Origin of the sequence: Thermomonas hydrothermalis (genome assembly GCF_900129205.1) — a bacterium.
GTDB lineage: Bacteria > Pseudomonadota > Gammaproteobacteria > Xanthomonadales > Xanthomonadaceae > Thermomonas > Thermomonas hydrothermalis.
Genome location: NZ_FQUK01000040.1, coordinates 1 through 17,944, shown reverse-complemented (window position 1 = coordinate 17,944; position 17,944 = coordinate 1). Strand labels below are relative to the sequence as shown.

The 17,944-nt window shown below is 68.6% G+C and carries 15 protein-coding genes and 1 pseudogene; 10 read left to right on the top strand and 6 right to left on the bottom strand.

Features of this window, described 5'->3' with window-relative positions:
* Both BUA29_RS10090 and BUA29_RS10085 read left to right on the top strand, forming a co-directional pair.
* Positions 1-183, top strand: a 183-nt coding sequence (locus BUA29_RS10090; RefSeq protein ID WP_178137902.1) for a transposase, incomplete at its 5' end; no start/stop codon positions are given.
* A 350-nt stretch (positions 184-533) separates the two neighbouring features.
* On the top strand, positions 534-1,115 hold the full coding sequence (locus tag BUA29_RS10085) for a hypothetical protein (RefSeq protein ID WP_072756438.1): 582 nt from the start codon (positions 534-536) through the stop codon (positions 1,113-1,115).
* Positions 1,116-1,167: 52 nt separating this feature from the next.
* Here BUA29_RS10085 and BUA29_RS10080 read toward each other — a convergent pair whose 3' ends face one another.
* Together BUA29_RS10080 and pdxH are read right to left on the bottom strand one after the other, a co-directional pair.
* The gene (locus tag BUA29_RS10080) at positions 1,168-2,004 is read right to left on the bottom strand and encodes a cobalamin-binding protein (RefSeq protein WP_072756437.1); all 837 of its coding nucleotides are present in this window, start codon (positions 2,002-2,004) and stop codon (positions 1,168-1,170) included.
* Positions 2,005-2,009: 5 nt separating this feature from the next.
* Entirely contained in the window at positions 2,010-2,606 is a 597-nt protein-coding gene (pdxH, locus tag BUA29_RS10075) for a pyridoxamine 5'-phosphate oxidase (protein ID WP_072756436.1), read from the bottom strand.
* Positions 2,607-2,661: 55 nt separating this feature from the next.
* Between pdxH and BUA29_RS10070 the strand changes: the two genes are divergently transcribed.
* Complete coding sequence (locus BUA29_RS10070) at positions 2,662-3,195, top strand: shikimate kinase (RefSeq protein WP_084602438.1); 534 nt, start codon at positions 2,662-2,664, stop codon at positions 3,193-3,195.
* Positions 3,192-4,292: a 3-dehydroquinate synthase gene (gene aroB, locus BUA29_RS10065; protein WP_072756435.1), complete on the top strand. Its 1,101-nt coding sequence runs from the start codon at positions 3,192-3,194 to the stop codon at positions 4,290-4,292. The genes BUA29_RS10070 and aroB overlap by 4 nt, the downstream gene beginning before the upstream one ends.
* Positions 4,293-4,305: 13 nt before the next feature.
* Here the strand turns inward: aroB and BUA29_RS10060 are convergent, their stop codons facing one another.
* Entirely contained in the window at positions 4,306-4,686 is a 381-nt protein-coding gene (locus BUA29_RS10060) for a VOC family protein (protein ID WP_072756434.1), read from the bottom strand.
* Positions 4,687-4,782: 96 nt separating this feature from the next.
* Between BUA29_RS10060 and BUA29_RS10055 the strand changes: the two genes are divergently transcribed.
* Together BUA29_RS10055 and hemE are read left to right on the top strand one after the other, a co-directional pair.
* Entirely contained in the window at positions 4,783-5,049 is a 267-nt protein-coding gene (locus BUA29_RS10055; protein WP_072756433.1) for a WGR domain-containing protein, read from the top strand.
* A 70-nt stretch (positions 5,050-5,119) separates the two neighbouring features.
* Positions 5,120-6,181 (top strand): uroporphyrinogen decarboxylase, encoded by a 1,062-nt coding sequence (gene hemE / locus BUA29_RS10050; protein WP_072756432.1) that lies wholly within the window; start codon positions 5,120-5,122, stop codon positions 6,179-6,181.
* 148 nt (positions 6,182-6,329) lie between these two features.
* On the opposite strand, the gene BUA29_RS10045 is transcribed toward hemE, so the two are convergent.
* Both BUA29_RS10045 and BUA29_RS10040 read right to left on the bottom strand, forming a co-directional pair.
* Positions 6,330-9,824: a hybrid sensor histidine kinase/response regulator gene (locus tag BUA29_RS10045; protein ID WP_072756431.1), complete on the bottom strand. Its 3,495-nt coding sequence runs from the start codon at positions 9,822-9,824 to the stop codon at positions 6,330-6,332.
* A gap of 63 nt (positions 9,825-9,887) precedes the next feature.
* Positions 9,888-10,112 carry a glutaredoxin family protein gene (locus BUA29_RS10040; protein WP_072756430.1) on the bottom strand — a complete coding sequence of 75 codons (225 nt, stop codon included), beginning with the start codon at positions 10,110-10,112 and terminating at the stop codon, positions 9,888-9,890.
* A gap of 74 nt (positions 10,113-10,186) precedes the next feature.
* Between BUA29_RS10040 and BUA29_RS10035 the strand changes: the two genes are divergently transcribed.
* The 4 genes from BUA29_RS10035 to BUA29_RS10020 all read left to right on the top strand — a co-directional run bounded on the left by BUA29_RS10035 (position 10,187) and on the right by BUA29_RS10020 (position 17,021).
* Positions 10,187-11,569 (top strand): L-serine ammonia-lyase, encoded by a 1,383-nt coding sequence (locus BUA29_RS10035; RefSeq protein WP_072756429.1) that lies wholly within the window; start codon positions 10,187-10,189, stop codon positions 11,567-11,569.
* A gap of 153 nt (positions 11,570-11,722) precedes the next feature.
* Complete coding sequence (locus BUA29_RS12080; protein WP_143148902.1) at positions 11,723-14,179, top strand: ligand-binding sensor domain-containing protein; 2,457 nt, start codon at positions 11,723-11,725, stop codon at positions 14,177-14,179.
* Positions 14,128-14,829: a GGDEF domain-containing protein gene (locus BUA29_RS12465; RefSeq protein ID WP_245770540.1), complete on the top strand. Its 702-nt coding sequence runs from the start codon at positions 14,128-14,130 to the stop codon at positions 14,827-14,829. The genes BUA29_RS12080 and BUA29_RS12465 overlap by 52 nt, the downstream gene beginning before the upstream one ends.
* 5 nt (positions 14,830-14,834) lie before the next feature.
* Positions 14,835-17,021 carry a putative bifunctional diguanylate cyclase/phosphodiesterase gene (locus BUA29_RS10020; protein WP_178137921.1) on the top strand — a complete coding sequence of 729 codons (2,187 nt, stop codon included), beginning with the start codon at positions 14,835-14,837 and terminating at the stop codon, positions 17,019-17,021.
* On the opposite strand, the pseudogene BUA29_RS10015 reads toward BUA29_RS10020, so the two are convergent.
* A pseudogene (locus tag BUA29_RS10015) lies at positions 17,016-17,741 on the bottom strand (homoserine dehydrogenase family protein); the annotation flags it as partial. The gene BUA29_RS10020 and the pseudogene BUA29_RS10015 sit on opposite strands and share 6 nt — an antisense overlap.
* Positions 17,742-17,944: the final 203 nt, after the last annotated feature.

Sequence of the window (17,944 nt, the reverse complement as noted above, 5' to 3'; positions counted from 1 at the left end):
TATGCGATCAGCCTGCGGACGCGCGCCTGGATCGAAACGCACTTCGGATGGCTCAAGGCGGCTGCTGGAATGCGTCAGGTCAAGCAGCGCGGCCTTACGAAGGTCGAGGCGCTGTTTCAGCTGGCGATGGCGGCGAGCAACCTCGTCCGCCTGCCGAAGCTGATCGCCGCGGGGGCCGCGTGATGGCGGCCCCGGCGGGGAAGGTGCGCCCGGAAGCCCGAAATCGGGCTTATTCAGAGCGCGGGACGCGCTTGCGAAGCGCCTGAGCAGCGAGAAATCCGCGCTGCCGACCGAGTCGGGGGCTTCGCCGGGTCGAATTTCAACAGGCTGCTAGCGCTTGCGTTCGCACGCGCCGCGCTCGCTTTGATGCGCGCACATCCATCCAGCATGGCCACGGCGGGATTTTTCTGAACGATTCCCGACCAATCCCCGCCCGCACTACCCGCGGCAAAAAAATCGCGCCCCTGGCGCCGATTTCTGCTCATGCAGGCCGGGCACTCCCGCCCCGGCTGCTCTCCCCAAAGGACACTGCCATGTCACGCATTGCCACCACCACATTCGCCTTCCTGCTTGGCCTGTCGCTGCTGCCCTCGGTACAGGCCCAGTCCACCGCTCCCCAGCCGGCATCGCCGGCCGCGTCCGACACCGACCAACAGGCTGGCGAAAAGAAAGTCGTGAAGTTCAAGGCCGACGCCGAGCTGACACCACACACGCGCGAACAGGCAGCGCAACCGGCCAGCCCCGCACATGTCCAGATTTGCCCGCCCTATTGCGGGCCTGCCAACGGCACGGCCCGGGAACTCCCGGTCGGCCCAGGCGCGCAGATCAACCGGCCGCAGCCGCCCAAGCCGATCGAAACCCGGCTGGCCCATCCCAATGCCCCCGGCAGCGAGCCAGGTGGAATCATGGGCCCGGCCGCGCCGCGCCCCGGTCTGAACCCGCCGGCAAAGGCCGTTGCCCCAGCGGCAACGTCGCTCCTGCGCAGTGCCGCGCCGAGTCCCGGTTTGAACGGTGCCAATACCACCATCGGCAAGTGCCCGAAAGGCTCGCACTGGGTGCAGGGCCCCGGTGACCCGCACGGCCACTGCGAGCTCAACCCGGTGCCACAGGACTGAACGCAGGCACCAAGGCCGCCCGGACGCGGCCATGTCGCTCCAGGGGAGGACGTCAGCAACCGGGGCAGGGACGCCCCACCTTCCTCCCACTCCGCTCTGACAGCGCCCAGGCGTGAATGATCCGGGCAATCGCCGCCACGCCATCGGTCAGCGCCGCCGGCCCCGGCTGCAAGATCAGCGGGGATTTGATTTCGAACAGCTGCCCGTCCCGCACGGCAGGGATCGCCGACCAGCCGGGGCGGGCAGCGACGTTTTCCGGCCGGAACTTTTTGCCGCACCAAGATCCCAGGATGATGTCCGGCGCACGGCGGACGACCTCGTCGGGATCTTCGAGGATGCGGGCCTTTGCCAGCGGCGCTGCCGCGCGCTCCGGGAAGATGTCATCCCCACCCGCGATGCGGATCAGCTCCGCCACCCAGCGGATGCCGGTGATCAGCGGCTCGTCCCATTCTTCGAAATACACCTTCGGCCGGCGCGGCAACCGCGCTGCCTCATCCGCGATGGCCGCAAGCCTGCGCTGCAATGCATCGGCATAGACGGCGGCGCGGTCGCCGGCACCGACCAGCGCACCGAGCCGGCGCACATAGTCCAGGATGCCGTCCACGCTGCGATGGTTGCTGATCCACACCTCCACGCCGCGGCGGATCAGCTCGGCGGCGATGTCGGCCTGGATGTCGGAGAAGCCAATGACGAAGTCGGGTTCCAGCTTCAGGATTTCGTCGATCTTGGCGCTGGTGAAGGCGCTGACCTTGGGCTTTTCTCGCCGCGCCTGCGGTGGCCGCACGGTAAAGCCGCTGATGCCGACGATGCGGTCCTGCTCGCCCAGCGCGTACAGAACCTCGGTGGGCTCTTCGGTCAGACAGACGATGCGGCGCGGCCCGACCGGCATCGCACTCACGGATACAGCATCCGCTGCGACCAGCGGCCGTCCGCAGCGCGCTCGAACAGGTGCCGCTCATGCAAGCGGTATTGCGCGCCGTACCAGAACTCCACCGCATGTGGCACCACCCGGAAGCCGGTCCAGCGCGGCGGTCGCGGCACCTCACGCCCGGCAAACTCGCGCTCGAACTGCGCCAGCCGCGCCTCGAAGGTTTCGCGCGTGTCCAGCGTCTCCGACTGTTTCGACGCCCAGGCACCGAGCTGGCTGCCGCGCGGACGGCTGGCGAAATACGCATCGGCCTCGTCAGCGGTGACCTGCTCGACGCTGCCTTCGATGCGCACCTGCACACCTTCCCGTACCCGCGGCCAATGAAACAGCAGTGCAGCGCGCGGATTGGCCTGCAACTCGCGGCCCTTGCGCCCGTCCAGATGGGTGTAGAACACGAACCCGCGCGCATCGTGCGCCTTCAGCAACACCATCCGCGCGGATGGCACACCGTCAGGCGTGGCAGTGGCCAGCACCATCGCGGTCGGGTCGGGTTCGCCGGCAACGCGCGCCTCTTCGAACAGAGCATCGAACCGGGCCAGGATGTCATCGGGGATCGTGCGCATGGCGCTATTGTCGCGCAATGGTCGCAGCGCTGCATTCCACTGCTAGCATGTGACCATGCACGACCGCCCCCACCTCGTCCTGATTGGCCCGATGGGCGCAGGCAAAACCACACTGGGCCGCCTGCTGGCACAGCAGATGCAGCGGCCCTTCGTCGATCTCGACACTGTCATCGTGCAGGCGGCGGGCGTCACCATCCAGCTGCTGTTCCAGCGCGAAGGCGAACAAGGGTTTCGCAAGCGCGAACGTGCCGCGCTTGCCGACGTGCTGGCCGGCCCCCCGGCGGTCATCGCCACCGGCGGCGGCGTGGTGCTGGATCCGGACAATCGCCACGCTCTGCGCCGGCATGGCTACGTGGTGTACCTGCGGGTGTCGCTGGCCACCCAGCTCCATCGCCTGCATGGGGATACCAGCCGCCCGCTGCTGGATACACCGGATCCGGCCGCACGGCTGGCCGCTTTACAGGCACAGCGCGAACGCCTGTACCTGGAGACCGCCGATCTGGTGTTCGACGCCGATGCCGGGTCGCCCGAGGCACTTGCGGCCGCACTGGCGGCGCGGCTCAACCCGACCGGGACGTGCTACGCATGACGGAGACCAACCGACACGTGGACGTCGGCGGCGCCGCGCCCTATCGCATCCATATCGGCCCCGGCCTGCTCGACGACGGCACGCTGCTGGCGGAGACGCTGCGCGGCCGCCATGCGCTGATCGTCAGCGACAGCCATGTGGCGCCGCTGTATGCCGGGCGCGTGCAATCGGCATTGCAGACCGCCCGGCCCGACCTGTGCCTGGCGTGCCATGTCCTGCCCGTCGGCGAAGCGGAAAAAACCCTGACCCGCTTTGCCGAGGTGATTGATGCCCTCGCCAGCTTGGGCGCCACCCGCGACGCCTGCGTATATGCCCTGGGTGGCGGGGTGGTCGGCGATCTGGCTGGCTTTGCCGCCGCCTGCTGGATGCGCGGCATCGACTGCGTGCAACTCCCCACCACCCTGCTGGCGATGGTGGATTCCTCGGTGGGCGGCAAAACCGCCGTGGATATCCCGCACGGCAAAAACCTGGTCGGTGCCTTCCACCCGCCGCGCGCGGTGCTGGCCGATACGACCACGCTGCGCACCCTGCCAGCGCGCGAGCTGCGCGCAGGTCTGGCGGAAGTGATCAAGTACGGCGCCATCCGCGATGCCGCCTTCCTCGACTGGCTGACCGACCACGCCGACGCCCTGTTGGCAGGCGAGTCCGACGCACTGGCCGAGGCCATCGCCCGCAGCTGTGCGCACAAGGCCGAGATCACCGAGCGCGATCCGCTGGAACGTGGCGAACGCGCACTGCTCAACTTCGGCCACACCTTCGCCCATGCCATCGAAGCCGAACAGGGCTACGGCCAGGGCCTCAATCACGGCGAGGCGGTGGCGGTGGGCATGGTACTGGCGGCGCGACTGTCGGCCAGACTGGGTCTGGCCGCCTGGGCGGACGCGGAGGCGCTGCGCACGCTGCTCTTGCGCTTCGGCCTGCCGGTGGCGCTGCCTGCCGGGCTGACACCGGACGCGCTGCTGGCGCGGATGCGGCTGGACAAGAAGGCGCAGGCGGACGGCCTGCGCTTCATCCTCTGGGACGGCCCCGGTCTGGCCCATGTGGTGACCGGTGTGGAAGAAGCTGCGGTATTGGCGGTCCTGGGCGACGCCGGCTGACCGTCCGCAAGTCTCATTGCCCCGGCGGCGGCTCCCACAGCTCGACCTTGTTGCCATCCGGGTCCATCACCCAGCCGAACTTGCCGAATTCCGAGTCCTCGCGTTTGTCGAGCACCTGGCAGCCTTCCTCACGCAGCGCGGCCAGTAGCGCGTCAAGGTCGGCCACCCGGAAATTGACCATGAACGGCGCGGTGCTTGGGGCCATGTAGTCCGTGTCCGCGGCGAATGGCGTCCACAGGGTCATGCCTGGCGCGCTATCAGGACCGCCCCACGGAAACACCGCACCGCCCCAGTCCGTCACGTCCACGCCAAGATGCGTCCGGTACCAGGCGCCAAGGCGCTTGGGATCCGGTGATTTGAAGAAAATGCCGCCGATGCCAGTCACGCGCTGCATGTCGTCCTCCTGAAGTGATCCCCGGCCAGCACGGCCGGCCAGCGATGTAGCGCCGGGGCGCGCAGGCGCCGGCTACGCACCTTACAATGCCGCCCCATGCGCCTGCTGCTGCAACAACGTCCTCTCGCCGGCGAAGCCCCGCGCTTCGTCCAGCTCCAGCTCCAGCAAGACCTGCTGGGGGGCTGGGAACTGCTGCGCGAAAGCGGCCAGACCGGCGGCCGCAGCACCCTGCGCCGCACGCTCTATCACGATCATGCCAGCGCCGTGGCGGCGCTGGAGAAAGAACGCGACGCGCTGCTGCGCAAGGGGTTCCAACTGGTCTTCGCCAAAGGTGACCAGGTGCCCAACGGCATGACGGCATGACCCGGCCTGCACGCCTGTCCTCCCCCACCGCCTTTGCCCTGGCCAGCCTCCGGGCCAGAAGGATCACCCCATGACACAGCCCCTGCACAACGATCGCCTGCTGCGCGCGCTGCGCCGCGAACCGGTGGACTGCACCCCGGTCTGGCTGATGCGCCAGGCTGGTCGCTACCTGCCGGAATACCGCGCCACCCGCAAGGCCGCCGGCAGCTTCCTGGCCATGGCCAAGACCCCGGAGCTGGCCTGCGAGGTCACCCTGCAACCGCTGCGCCGGTTCCCGCTGGATGCGGCGATCCTGTTCTCCGATATCCTCACCGTGCCCGACGCGATGGGGTTAGGCCTGCATTTCGTCGAGGGCGAAGGCCCGAAGTTCGAGCGCCCGCTGCGCAGCGTGGCCGAGATCGACGCGCTGGCCGTGCCCGACATGGAGACCGAGCTGCGTTACGTGATGGACGCGGTGCGCCTGATCCGCCGCGAGCTGGACGGTCGCGTACCGCTGATCGGCTTTTCCGGCAGCCCGTGGACGCTGGCCTGCTACATGGTGGAAGGCGGCGGCAGCAAGGACTGGGGCAAGGTCAAGGCGCTGGCGCTGAATGAGCCGGCGGCCATGCACCGGCTGCTCACCACGATCACCGAGGCGGTGATCGCCTATCTCAGCGCACAACATGCCGCAGGCGCGCAGGCGCTGCAGGTGTTCGACACCTGGGGCGGCACGCTGGGCCCGGCGATGTACCGCGAGTTCTCGCTGCCCTATCTCACCCGCATCGCCACCGCCCTGAAAGGGCTCGGTGCGCCGGTGATCCTGTTCGGCAAGGGCAACGCCCCGCACCTCGACGCACTGTTCACCAGCGGCGCCGACGCCATCGGTGTGGACTGGACGGTGACACTGGAGGATGCCGCGCGCCGCAACGCTGGCCGGGTGGCACTACAGGGCAACATGGATCCGGCGATGCTGTACGGCAACCCCGAGGCGATTCGGGCCCAGGCCCGCGCGGTGCTGGACAGCTACGCCGCCGGCAATGGAGGCAGCCGCGAAGGCCATGTCTTCAACCTTGGCCACGGCATGTCGCCGGACATGAACCCCGACCACGTGGCCGTGCTGGTGGACGAAGTGCACGCCTACAGCAAGCGCTGACACCCACAGCTGCGCCCCAGCCTCCGGCGCCAGTGAGGCAGCGCAACCAAGCGCGTATCGGGGAGCGACTTGCGCGGCTCGCTGGCGCCGGAGGCGTTGCCGCAACCAAGCCCGCTTCACCACGCGCGGTTCTGGATTCACAGGCGCATCAGCGTCTAGCCGCCTCCAGCGCACGCGCCAGCATCTCCCCGGTCACTGGCTTGCGCAGGAACGCATCGAAACCGGCCGCGCGGGCCTGACCTTCGACATCGCCATCGGAGCGCGCCGTGACCGCCACCAGCGGGCCGGAAAACCCGTGCGTGCGCAACATGCCCGCCAGGGTCAGGCCGTCCATGCCGGGCAGGTCCAGATCAAGCAAGGCAGCATCGAAGGGGCCACCGCCGCGCAGTTCCGCCAGCGCCGCCAGGGCATGGCTGGCGTGGCTCACCGTATGTCCTTGCCCGCGCAGCAGGCCGGCAATGACCTCGGCCACGATGGGGTCGTCTTCCACCAGCAGCAGCCGCAATGCCTGCTGTGGCAGGCGTTCGTCCGGGGTGGCCGTGGGCGGAGCCGCCACCACCGGCAGCGGCAGCTCGACTTCAAAGCGAGCCCCCTGCCCCGGCGCGCTCTCCACCCGGATCCGCCCGCCCATTGCCGCCGCCAGTTCCTGCGAGATCGCAAGCCCAAGCCCACTGCCGCCGTAGCGCTCGTAGGTCCGCACGCCTTCAGCCTGTTCGAACCGACGGAACAGGCGCTGCTGCTGTTGCTGACTCAAACCGGGGCCACTGTCGCGAACCACCAGACGCACGCCGTGTGGCGACAACGCCTGCACTTGAACCCCGACCTCACCGGTCTCGGTGAATTTGATCGCGTTGGCCAGCAGGTTGAACAAGATCTGGCGCACCCGGGTGCAATCACCGCGCAGGCCGGGCGGCGCATCGGGGGCGATCTCGACGGTAAAGCGCAGCCCCTTACGCTCCGCCACCGGCCCCAGCAGGCCGGCGACATCATCGACCAGGGCACGCAGAGAAAACTCATCTTGCGCCAGCTCCAGCTTGCCCGCCTCGATCCGGGCCATATCCAGGGCATCGTTGACCAGCCGCAGCAGATGCTCACCGGCGCGATGAATGGCCTCCACCCAGCCGCGCTGGCGCGCATCCAGCGGCGAGGACTGGAGTAGCTCGGCCATGCCCAGCACACCGGTCATGGGGGTGCGCACCTCATGACCGAGGGTGGCCAGAAACCGCGATTTCGCCAGCGAGGCCTGTTCGGCCAGCTCACGCTTGTGTTCGGCCAGCTGCCAGGCATGTTGACGGCGCAAGCGCGCACGGTACGCCAGTGCCAGCAACACCAACGCCAGCAGCGTCAACAGCGCGTAGGCGGCCAGCGCCCAGCCGGTGCGCCACCAGGGCGGCTGCACCTCGAAACGCAGCGTTTGCTCGGCGGCCGGCGTGCCGGCGGCGTCCTGTGCCCGCATGTGCAACACGTAGCGGCCCGGTGCCAGCCCGGTGAACACCCGCTCGCCACTCGCACCCAGCGCCACCCAGTCGCTGTCGAAACCGTCCAGCTTGGCCCAGTAGCGGTGCCCGCTGGGATCATCGAAGTCCAGCAGGCGCGCCCGGATCCGGAACTCGCGGTCATCCGGCCCGAAGCGCAACCCGCTGTGCACGGGGATGTCGCGCCAGTGGCCCTGTCGGCGCACGGCGACGCTGTCTAAGCGCAGCGGCGGGGCTCGCCGCGTCGGCTCGGTGAAGGTGGTATCGACCAGGCGCAGGCTGCCATCGGCCGTGGCGGCCACCAGCACGCCGTCGTCACGCAGCACTGCAGCGCGATCCAGGTATTCCTCGTGACCACCGGCGACATCGAGGGCCACCTGGGCCAGCCGGCGCTGTGCGGGATCCCAGCGGAACAGACCGCGCGTGGTCGTGATCCAGACGCGATGCCGGGCATCCACCAGCAGCGCGGCGGCAGCCACGACCGGCATCCCCTGGCGGGCATCGACATGCTCGCTGCGCACCCAGTCGCGGCCCTGCCGGCGGTAGCTCTCAAGACCGGACAGACGTTGCAGCCAAAGTTGATCCGGCCCATCGAACCCGAGCGCGAAGACCCGCCCCGACCCCATGGCCGGCACCGGCACGAAACGCCCGCGGTCAGCGTCGAAACGCAGTACGCCGGTGCTGGTGCCCACCCACGGTGTGTCGTCTGGTGCCAGCACCATGGCGTCGATGTCGGCCATGCCCAGACCGCTGTCCTCACCGGCCGGCAGATTGCGAAGAATGGCACCGCTGTCCGGATCGCGCTGCTGCACCCCGCCACCCACCACGGCCACCCACAGCCGGCCGTCCCGCGCCGGCAACACGAACCCGACCTGCCCGGCCGGCACCGGGGCCACGGGGTCATCTGCCGTCCATTCGTCGATGCGACCATCGCGGCCCACCCGAACCAGTCCGCCGCGGTGCGCCAGCCACAGCTGACCGTGGGCATCCTCTGCGATCCCGGCCGGCTTGATGCTGCGCAGCCGGTCGAGAACCGGCTCCGGCAAGGTGCTGACCTCGCCCTGAGGATCGAGGTATTCGATCATGCCGCTGAGCCCGCCCAGCCAGACCCCGCCCAGACGGGACTTGCCAAGCGCACGGTACACCGCGCCGTGCAGGCCGTCCTCGGCGCCCTGATACAGCGCCAGCTGCCGCCAATCCGAGCGCAGGTAGCCCAGACCCCGGCCCTGCACCGGCACCCATAAGGCATCGTCTTTCTCGCCCAACAGGGCTCTGATCGAGCGCGGCACGTCCGGCATCCCCAGCGGCACCGGCACCGGCGGCTGGTCGCCATGCTGGTACCACAGCCCTCGCTGACTGCCGATCCAGTGATCGCCATGGGCATCGGTGACGATGGCGAGCAGGGCATTGGGGCGCTGAAACATCGGCGCCCACTCCGGCACCTGCCAGCGGCCGTCCTGCCAGCGCCACACCCCCTGACTGGCGCCCAGCCACACGCCGTCGGATTGCACGCTCACCGCATAGACCATGCCGGGATTGGCCTGCGCTGGCAGTGTGACCAGCTCGAACACGTCCCCGCGCAGGCGCGCCACGCCCCGGATGGTGCCCACCCACAGCACGCCCTGCCCATCCACGGTCAGCGACAACACGGTGTCTGCGGGCAAGCCCTGGGCGCTGCCGTAGTGACGCAGGGTGCCGTCTGCATCGACCCGGGTCAGACCGCCGTCATAGGTGCCCAGCCAGACGGCATCACCCTGCCGGGCCATGGCCCAGACATCATCGCTGCCCAGTTGTGGATGGCTGCGCTTGCGCAGGGTGTGGACGTGTTGCCGGGCGGCATCGAGAATGCTGACGCCTTCGCCTTCGACCGCCACCCAAAGCCGGTTGCGTGCATCCACCAGCAGCGCCTGGACGTGGTTGCCCGGCAAACCATCCGCCTGCCCCGGCATATGCCGCCATACCCGCATTTCCACGCCGTCGTAACGCGCCAGCCCGTCGGTGGTGCCAATCCAGACATACCCGTCGGCATCGCGCACCAGCGCGTTGATCTCGGTGGACGGCAGCCCCTGCGCAGTTCCGACGATGCGCAGACGCGGCCGTTCCGGCACGCCAGCCCAGACACAGGCACACCCCAGCCACAGCAGCAGCAATGCAAGGCTTCGACGCATGGTTCCCTCCCCGATGCCGCGATGCTGGCAATGCCGCTGGCCACTTGCAAGCATCCAGACCGTTCAACCCTGCATGAAATGTCGAACCATGTCCGCGTCGAACGGCCAGTCGAGCTCGGCACCATCCGCCCGCTGCAGCACCGGCACCCGCAGGTCATAGCGCGCCTGCAAGGCGGCATCGCCATCGATGTACACACTGTCGAACTCAGGCACCCGGGCCTCGGCCAGCACCGCCAGGGCCTGGTCACACAGATGGCAGTGGTCACGCTGATACAACACCCAGCCCATACGCCTGCGTCACGGTGACTCCTGAAAGGGCGCCTAGAATAGCGATCTCCCCGATTCCAGCGCTGCGTGCATTCATGGCCGTCTCCACCTTCGACCTCTACAAGATCGGCATCGGCCCCAGCTCTTCGCACACGGTCGGCCCGATGCGGGCGGCGGCACGCTTCGTCAGCCACTGGCTGGCTGAAAACGGCATGCTGGAACGCACGGCGCGGGTACGCGCGGAAGTGTTTGGCTCGCTGGCCATGACCGGCCGCGGCCACGGCACCGACAAAGCGATCCTGATGGGGCTGGAGGGCCACTGGCCGAACCTGATCGACCCCGACATCATCCCCGCGGCGCTGGAGCGCATCCGCGGCAGCAAACGCATCCGCCTGCTCGGCCGGCACGAAATCGCCTTCGACGAGAAACACGATCTGGTGATGAACAAGCGGCAGAAGCTGCCGTTCCACACCAATGGCATGCGCTTCACCGCCTACGATGGCGATGGTCAGGTGCTCGCCACCCGCGACTATTACTCGGTTGGTGGCGGCTTCGTGGTCAACCAGGACGAAGCAGCCGAGGATCGCATCGTCGCCGACACCACCGAACTTCCCTACCCGTTCCACAGCGGCGCCGACCTGCTGGCACAGTGCCAGCGCAGCGGCTTGAGCATCGCCCAGCTGATGTTCGAAAACGAACAGGTCTGGCGCACATCCGAGGCCATCCGCGATGGGCTGCGCGAAATCTGGCAGGCCATGCAGGACTGCGTGGCGCGCGGCATTCGCCACCCTGGCGAACTGCCGGGCGGACTGCACGTGCCGCGACGGGCACCGGCCCTGTACGCAGAGCTGTCAGCCCGGCCGGAAGCCGCACTGCGCGATCCGCTCACCGTACTCGATTGGGTCAACCTCTACGCGCTGGCGGTGAACGAAGAAAACGCCGCCGGCGGCCGCGTGGTCACCGCGCCCACCAACGGTGCCGCCGGCATCGTGCCGGCCGTGCTGCACTACTACACCCGCTTCTGCCCCGGCGCCAATGAGCAGGGCGTGTTCGATTTCCTGCTGACCGCCGCCGCGATCGGTATCCTCTACAAGGAAAACGCCTCGATCAGCGGCGCCGAAGTCGGCTGCCAGGGCGAGGTGGGCGTGGCCTGCTCGATGGCCGCCGCCGGCCTGACCGCCGCGCTGGGTGGCACGCCGGGGCAAATCGAGAACGCCGCCGAGATCGGCATGGAACACAACCTGGGCCTGACCTGCGACCCGATCGGCGGGCTGGTGCAGATCCCCTGCATCGAGCGCAACGCGATGGGCGCGGTCAAGGCGATCAACGCCAGCCGCATGGCCCTGCGCGGCGACGGCAGCCACAAGGTGTCGCTGGACAAGGTCATCAAGACCATGCGCGACACCGGCCGCGACATGCAGGACAAATACAAGGAAACCAGCCGCGGCGGCCTGGCCGTCAACGTCATCGAGTGCTGACCGGCCGGGCCGGGGTCAAGTCCTGCCCTTGCTGGCCGCTATCGACACTGGAACGCCGTTACACGCCGTAGGACTGCCTGCCGCGTGCTGCGCCATGGCACGCGCGGGCATTTTGGCGTTACTCTGCTGCGGAAGGCTTGAAGGGGGAGCACCGTGGGCAACCACGCCAGCGCCAGTCAGCGCACCTGCGCAAGGCCGCCAGGGAAGGCGCTTTTGCGCGGGCTTGCCGCCGTGCTGCTGGGCCTGCTGCCGTGCCTGCAGGCGCTGGCACTCACCCCGGACAAACCCTACCGCGATTACGTGGTTGACACCTGGGACGTGGCGCAGGGCCTGCCGCAGATCAGCGTCATGGCCATCACCCAGGATGCCGAAGGGCGGCTCTGGCTGGCCACCCAGGCGGGTCTGGCCCGCTTCGACGGGGTGCGCTTCGAACCCGTTTCCCGCCCGCGCGTGCTGGGCCTGGACAACATGGCGCAGGCGCTGCTGCCGGATCGCCAGGGCCGGCTGTGGATCGGCACCCCGCAAGGCCTGCTGGTGCTGGCCCACGGCCAGCTGCGGACAGTGCCGGCCGATCCCATTCCCAGCGCACGCCGATTCCCGGTGAACGCTCTGGCACTGGCAGGCGACACCGTGTTGGCGGCCGGGCCGGATGGCGTGTACAGCGTCGTCGGTGAGCGGCTGCGCCGCTTGCATGCCCTGCCCGGCCCGGTCACCGGCCTGCTGGTACAAGGCGACACCCTGTGGGCGGGCAGCCCGGGGCAGGTGACCCGGATCCAGCGTGGGCAACGGCAGGTGCTGCCCTTCCCGGCCGGGCTGGAACGTGCCGACGCCGATCATCTGGTGTGGTGCGACGGCACGCTCTGGGCCGGCACCCGCAGCGGTCTGTTGCGCCTGCGCGACCAGCAGTGGGATCTGGTGGCCGGCCAGCAGGGTGAGCGCCAGCGCGCCATCGAAGCATTGGCCTGCGACCGCGACGGCAACCTCTGGCTGGCCACCCCGCACTATCTGGAACGGCTGTTCCCCGGCCGCCCGCCGGAGCACATCGAACACCAGCCCGGCAGCCGCAACGTCCGGGTGATCTTCGAGGATCGGGAGGGCAGCCTGTGGACCGGCAGCCTGACCGACGGGCTGGCCCGGATCTGGAATGGACGGACCCGGCTGCTCTCCACGCCAGAGGGGCTGACCTCCGCGTTGCTATGGACGGTGGTGGCCTCACCCGACGGCAGTGTGCTGGCGGGCGGCAGCGACGGGGTGGCCCGCTGGCAGGCCGGCCGCTTCACGCCAGTGGTGCGCGGCAGTGCCCTGCCACATCCGGCCGCCTACAGCCTGCTGGCCGAACCCGATGCGCTCTGGATTGGCACCCGCAGCGGAGTGGCCGTCCTGCGGCGCGGCCAGCGCCAGCCCGAACGCCCGCCGCTGCTGGCCCCGCTGCAAGGGGCGCAGGTGCACGCCATCCTGCGCACACGCGACGGGGCGCTCTGGTTTGGCACCACCCAAGGCGCCTTCCGGCTCTGGCAGGGCAGGCTGCAACGCTATGACGCGCAGGCGGGCCTGACCGACCCGCGCGTGCGCATCCTGTACCAGACCCGCGACGGCCGCCTGTTACTGGGCACCACGCAAGGCCTGTATGCCTGGCAGAACGGCACGCTGCAACCCATAGGCCGGCAGACCGGGCTGCCGGACGGGGTCGGGGTCACCGCACTCCTGGAGCTGGACGACGGCGGCCTGGTGCTGGGCGGCGACCAACACCTCTGGCTGTACGCGCAGCGGCGCTGGCACGAACTGGCGCAATCCCATGGCCTGCCGTCCAACGTGCCGACCCATCTGGCGGAAATCGGCGATGACCTCTGGGTGGCCGGCACCCAGGGCATCTACCGCCTGCCCCTGCGCGAACTTCGGCGTATTCCCCACAGCCCCGCCACACCGCTGCAGGCGCGCATCGTCATCAACTCCGGCTTCGACCGCCCCGGCGGCCAGCCGGGCAAATGCTGCAACGGTGCGGGTAATGGCCGCGGTCTGCTGCGCGATGGTCTGCTGTGGCTACCCACCCGTGAAGGCATGCTGCAGGTCAGCGCCGCCCCCCTGCCTGCCGGGCCAGCCTGGCCGCTGCGAATCGAACGCGTGGTGGCGGGCCAGCAGACGTTCCTGCCAGAGCCCAACGGCCTGCGCCTGCCCCTGGAGGCGCGCAGCCTGAAGATCGAGTTCAGCGCGCCCGCGCTCGACCCGCGCGCCTGCCCGACCTGTACTACCGGCTGGTCGGCCATGACCGCGACTGGCAGGCTCTGGACACCCCAGGTCAGCGCAGCATCGCCTATGCCGGGCTGGCACCAGGCGATTATTTGTTCGAGCTGGTCGATCGCAACCCCGATGCGCCACTGGCCGGGCCGGCCCGGTTGCGGCTGCATGTGCCGGCGCATTTCTACGAGACCAAGGCATTTGCGGCCGTACTTGCCATGGTGTTGGCTGTGCTGGTGTTTGCCGGCTACCACTGGCTGCAATACCGACATCGCCGCCAGCGCGAAAAACTGGAACGCCTGGTACAGGAACGCACCCAGGCCTTGCAGGAAGCCAATGCCCGGCTGGAACAACTCAGTTTCACCGACCCCCTGACCGGCCTGCACAACCGCCGCTATCTGACCCAGCAAATGCCCCTGGATCTGGCGTTTTACGCCCGCGATCCGGCCTTTGCCGCAGGCCGCGAGGCACTGGTGCTGGCGCTGCTGGACGTGGATCACTTCAAGCGCATCAACGACACCTGGGGGCACGCCGCCGGCGACCAGGTGCTGGCCCAGCTCGGCACGCTGCTCAATAGCCTCAAACGCGACGGCGACTACGCGGTGCGCTGGGGCGGCGAGGAGTTCCTGCTGGTGCTGCGGCCGCAACCACGCGGCAGCCTGGATGGGATCGGCCAGCGCCTGTGCAGCCAGATCGCCAGCCATCGCTTCGACCTGGGCAACGGGCAACAGCACACAATCACGGTCTCGGTCGGCCTGGTCGAATGCCCCCTGTTCCCGGAACATCCGCAACTGCTGCGCTGGGATCAGCTGGTGACCCTGGCCGACCGCGCCCTGTACGCCGCCAAGGCCGCCGGGCGTCACCGCTGGATGGCCTTCCGGCCGACGCCCGGCGTGCAACTTTCAGGACACCTCGACCATGCCGAAGGCGACCCGGGCTGGCTGGTCGAACAGGGCCTGGTGACGCTTTACGGCGCCCCTTGCGGGCAACCCGAAACCCTTTCATCCGAGAGAGGCGCGCCATGAATCCGATGGCCTCCCAACTCTCGCGAGGTGTTCTGCTGGCGGCGCTGTACTTCGCAGGGGCGGCCATCGCCGTGCTGTACCTGCACACACCCGCTGACGTCGCTCTGTTCTGGCCAGCAACCGGCATTGGCTTTGCCGCCGTCCTGCGCTTTGGTTCGCCCTATGTGCTGTCGGTCATCGCCGGCCAGCTGCTGCTGCACCTCCTGTTGGCCCCGGTGCCCCTGCTGTTCCTGCCGTTTTCGCTTGCCAGCAACGCCATCGCTATCTGGGTCGCGGCCCGGTATGTGCGTGCCACGCATCCGCAGCTGCGGCTGCGGACCGAGACCGGTTGGGCACTGCTGCGCGCAGGCAGCCTGCTGTGCACGATCAGCGCCAGTCTCGGCAGCATTGGTCTTGTCGTTGCCGGGATGGTGCCGCTGCACGAGTGGCCGCGTGCCTTCCTGCAATGGCTGCTGGGTAACCTGCTGGGAGCGACCGCGCTGACCCCCACCATGCTGCTGTTGTTCGGAGCAGCGCAGGAGGATCTGACGCTAGCGTCTCCCCAAAGCCCGGCCCGCTTGCGTGAACGTGTGGTCTGGTTGCTGCTCATGCTGTTGCTGCTGAGCGGCGGCATGGCATTCCCGGAGCGCGACAGCTTCTACCCGCTGGCACTGGCCGCCCTGCCGCTGGCGCTGCTGCTGTGGTCGGCGGCCCGGTTCTCGCCCGCCTTCACAGCGGTGGCGACCTCGCTGGTGACGATGCTGCTGGCACTGGTGCTGGGCCTGGGCATTGGCCCACCCGGCTTCCACCGTCCCCACTCGCTGCAGGACACCGCGCTGCTGATGGGTTCGCTGGTGGTGCTCTCCGTCATCCCCATCCTGCTTGCCGCCTCCTACCACGAACGCCGCCAGGCAATGGCGGCCCTGCAACATCGGACTATGGTCGACCCGCTAACTGGGCTGCTCAACCGCGATGCCTTCGAAGAGCAGGCCCGTGCCCGGCTGGCGCACTCGCAGGGGCCGCTGAGCCTGCTCTACATCGACCTCGACAATTTCAAGCTGGTCAATGACGCGGCCAGCCATGCCGCTGGCGATGAGGTGCTGCGGCAGGTCGCGCGCTTGATCCAAAACACGTTTGCTCCCAACGCTCTACTTGCGCATAGCGGCGGGGACGAGTTCACCGTGCTGCTGGAGGCCGCCGCCGAACAGGCCTCGGTACCCGCGCGGCGCCTGCTGGCTAGCATCGAAGCACTGCGGGTGGGCTGGCAAGACGCCAGCCTGCGTACCACGGCCAGCATCAGCCTGGCCACCAGCCTGCCGCCGCATGCCGCCTTTCACGAGCTGCTCTCCCGAGTCGATGCCGCCTGCCAGCAGGCCAAGGATCTGGGCGGCAACCGCCTGCTGGTGGTGGCCGAGGACGACGAAAGCCTGCGCACCCGCAACCGCATGATGCGCACCGCGCTGGACGCCCGCGATGCGCTGGAACGGCGCCAGATCGAACTCTGGTGCCAGTCGATCGTGCCACTGACATCGCCACCGAACCCGCGTCAACTCCATTTCGAAGTACTGCTGCGCTGGCGTGACGCCGACGGCACCTTGCATCCACCGGCCAATCTGGTGGCCGCCGCCGAACGCTTCCGGCTGGGGCCACGCCTGGATCGGCATGTGATCAATGCCACCCTGGCCTGGCTGGATCAGCATCCCGACGCCGCCGCACGGGTGGCCCATTGCGGTCTGAACCTGGGTGGAGCCACCCTGGTGGACGAGGAGTTCGGCGACTACCTGGCCGGTCGCTTGAGCCGCAGCAAGCTGCGCGCCGAACAGCTCTGTTTCGAAATCACCGAAACCAACGTGGTGCGTGATCTCTCGCTGGCCCGCCAGTTCATCCAGCGCATGCGCACCCTGGGCTGCCGGTTCGCACTGGACGACTTTGGCACCGGCTTCTGTTCCTTCAGTTACCTGCGCGATCTGCCAGTGGACTACCTGAAAATCGATGGCAGCTTCGTTCGCGATCTGACGACCTCCCCGCTATCGGAGTCGGTGGTTCGCGCGATCACCGACATCGCCCACCTGCTGGGCATGCGGGCGATTGCCGAACAGGCGGAAAACGAAGCCCAACTGGCCCTGCTGCGTGCGCTCAAGGTCGATTTTGCGCAAGGGTATGTGTTCCAGCGGCCGGTACCGATCGCCGAGTTCTTCTCACAGTCGTCATAGGCGCTGCCCGGCCTGGATCGCCAGCGCATCATCCAGCAACGCCGCGGCGGTCACCTCGGCGCCAGCCCCTGGCCCCTGCAACACCAGCGGCTGACGGGCATACCGGTCCGACCAGATCGCAACCCGATTATCGGTACCGCTGCCCGCAGCCAGCGGGTCATCCGCCGGCACCATCGCAAGCCCCACCTGCGCTGGCCCGCCCGCCTGCCAGCGGGCGATGTAGCGCAACCGCCCACCTGCTTTCCAGGCCTCGGCATAGCGCGCCCGCAGTGGAGCATCGAGCGCTGTCAGCGCCGCATGCACGCCATCCACCGGCACGGCCGCCAACGCCGGCGGTACCAGTGACGCCACCTGCACCTGACGCGCATGCAGCGCCACGCCGGTCGCTCGCACCAGGATCAACAGCTTGCGGCGCACATCTTCGCCGGATAAGTCTTCGCGGGGATCGGGCTCGGTATAGCCGGCCTGCCAGGCCTGCCGCACAAATCCGGAAAACGGACGCAATCCGTCGTACTGATGCAGCAGCCACGCCAGCGATCCAGACAGCACGCCGGCGATGGCGTGGATGCGATCACCACCCGCCTGTAACGCGCGCAGGGTGCGCAGGATCGGCAGCCCGGCGCCGACCGTGGCGCTGTCGCCGTAGTGCGCCCCACTGGTCTGGCGCGCCGACTGAATGGCCCGCCAGCGCGCCAGTGCCGCGCCCTGTCCACGCTTGTTGGGCTCCATCGCGTCTGGTGTGGAACGGGCCGCCGGATGATGTCAGCCTTGGCGGATGCAAGAACAACTCTTCACCCAGGCTTTGGGGCTGACGCCGCCGTGGGCGGTAGACAGCGTGTCGTTTCGTCCGGATGAGGGGGCGATCCACTTCGAGGTGTCGTGCGATACGGCCCGGCTGGCCTGTCCGGTCTGCGGGGCGGCGG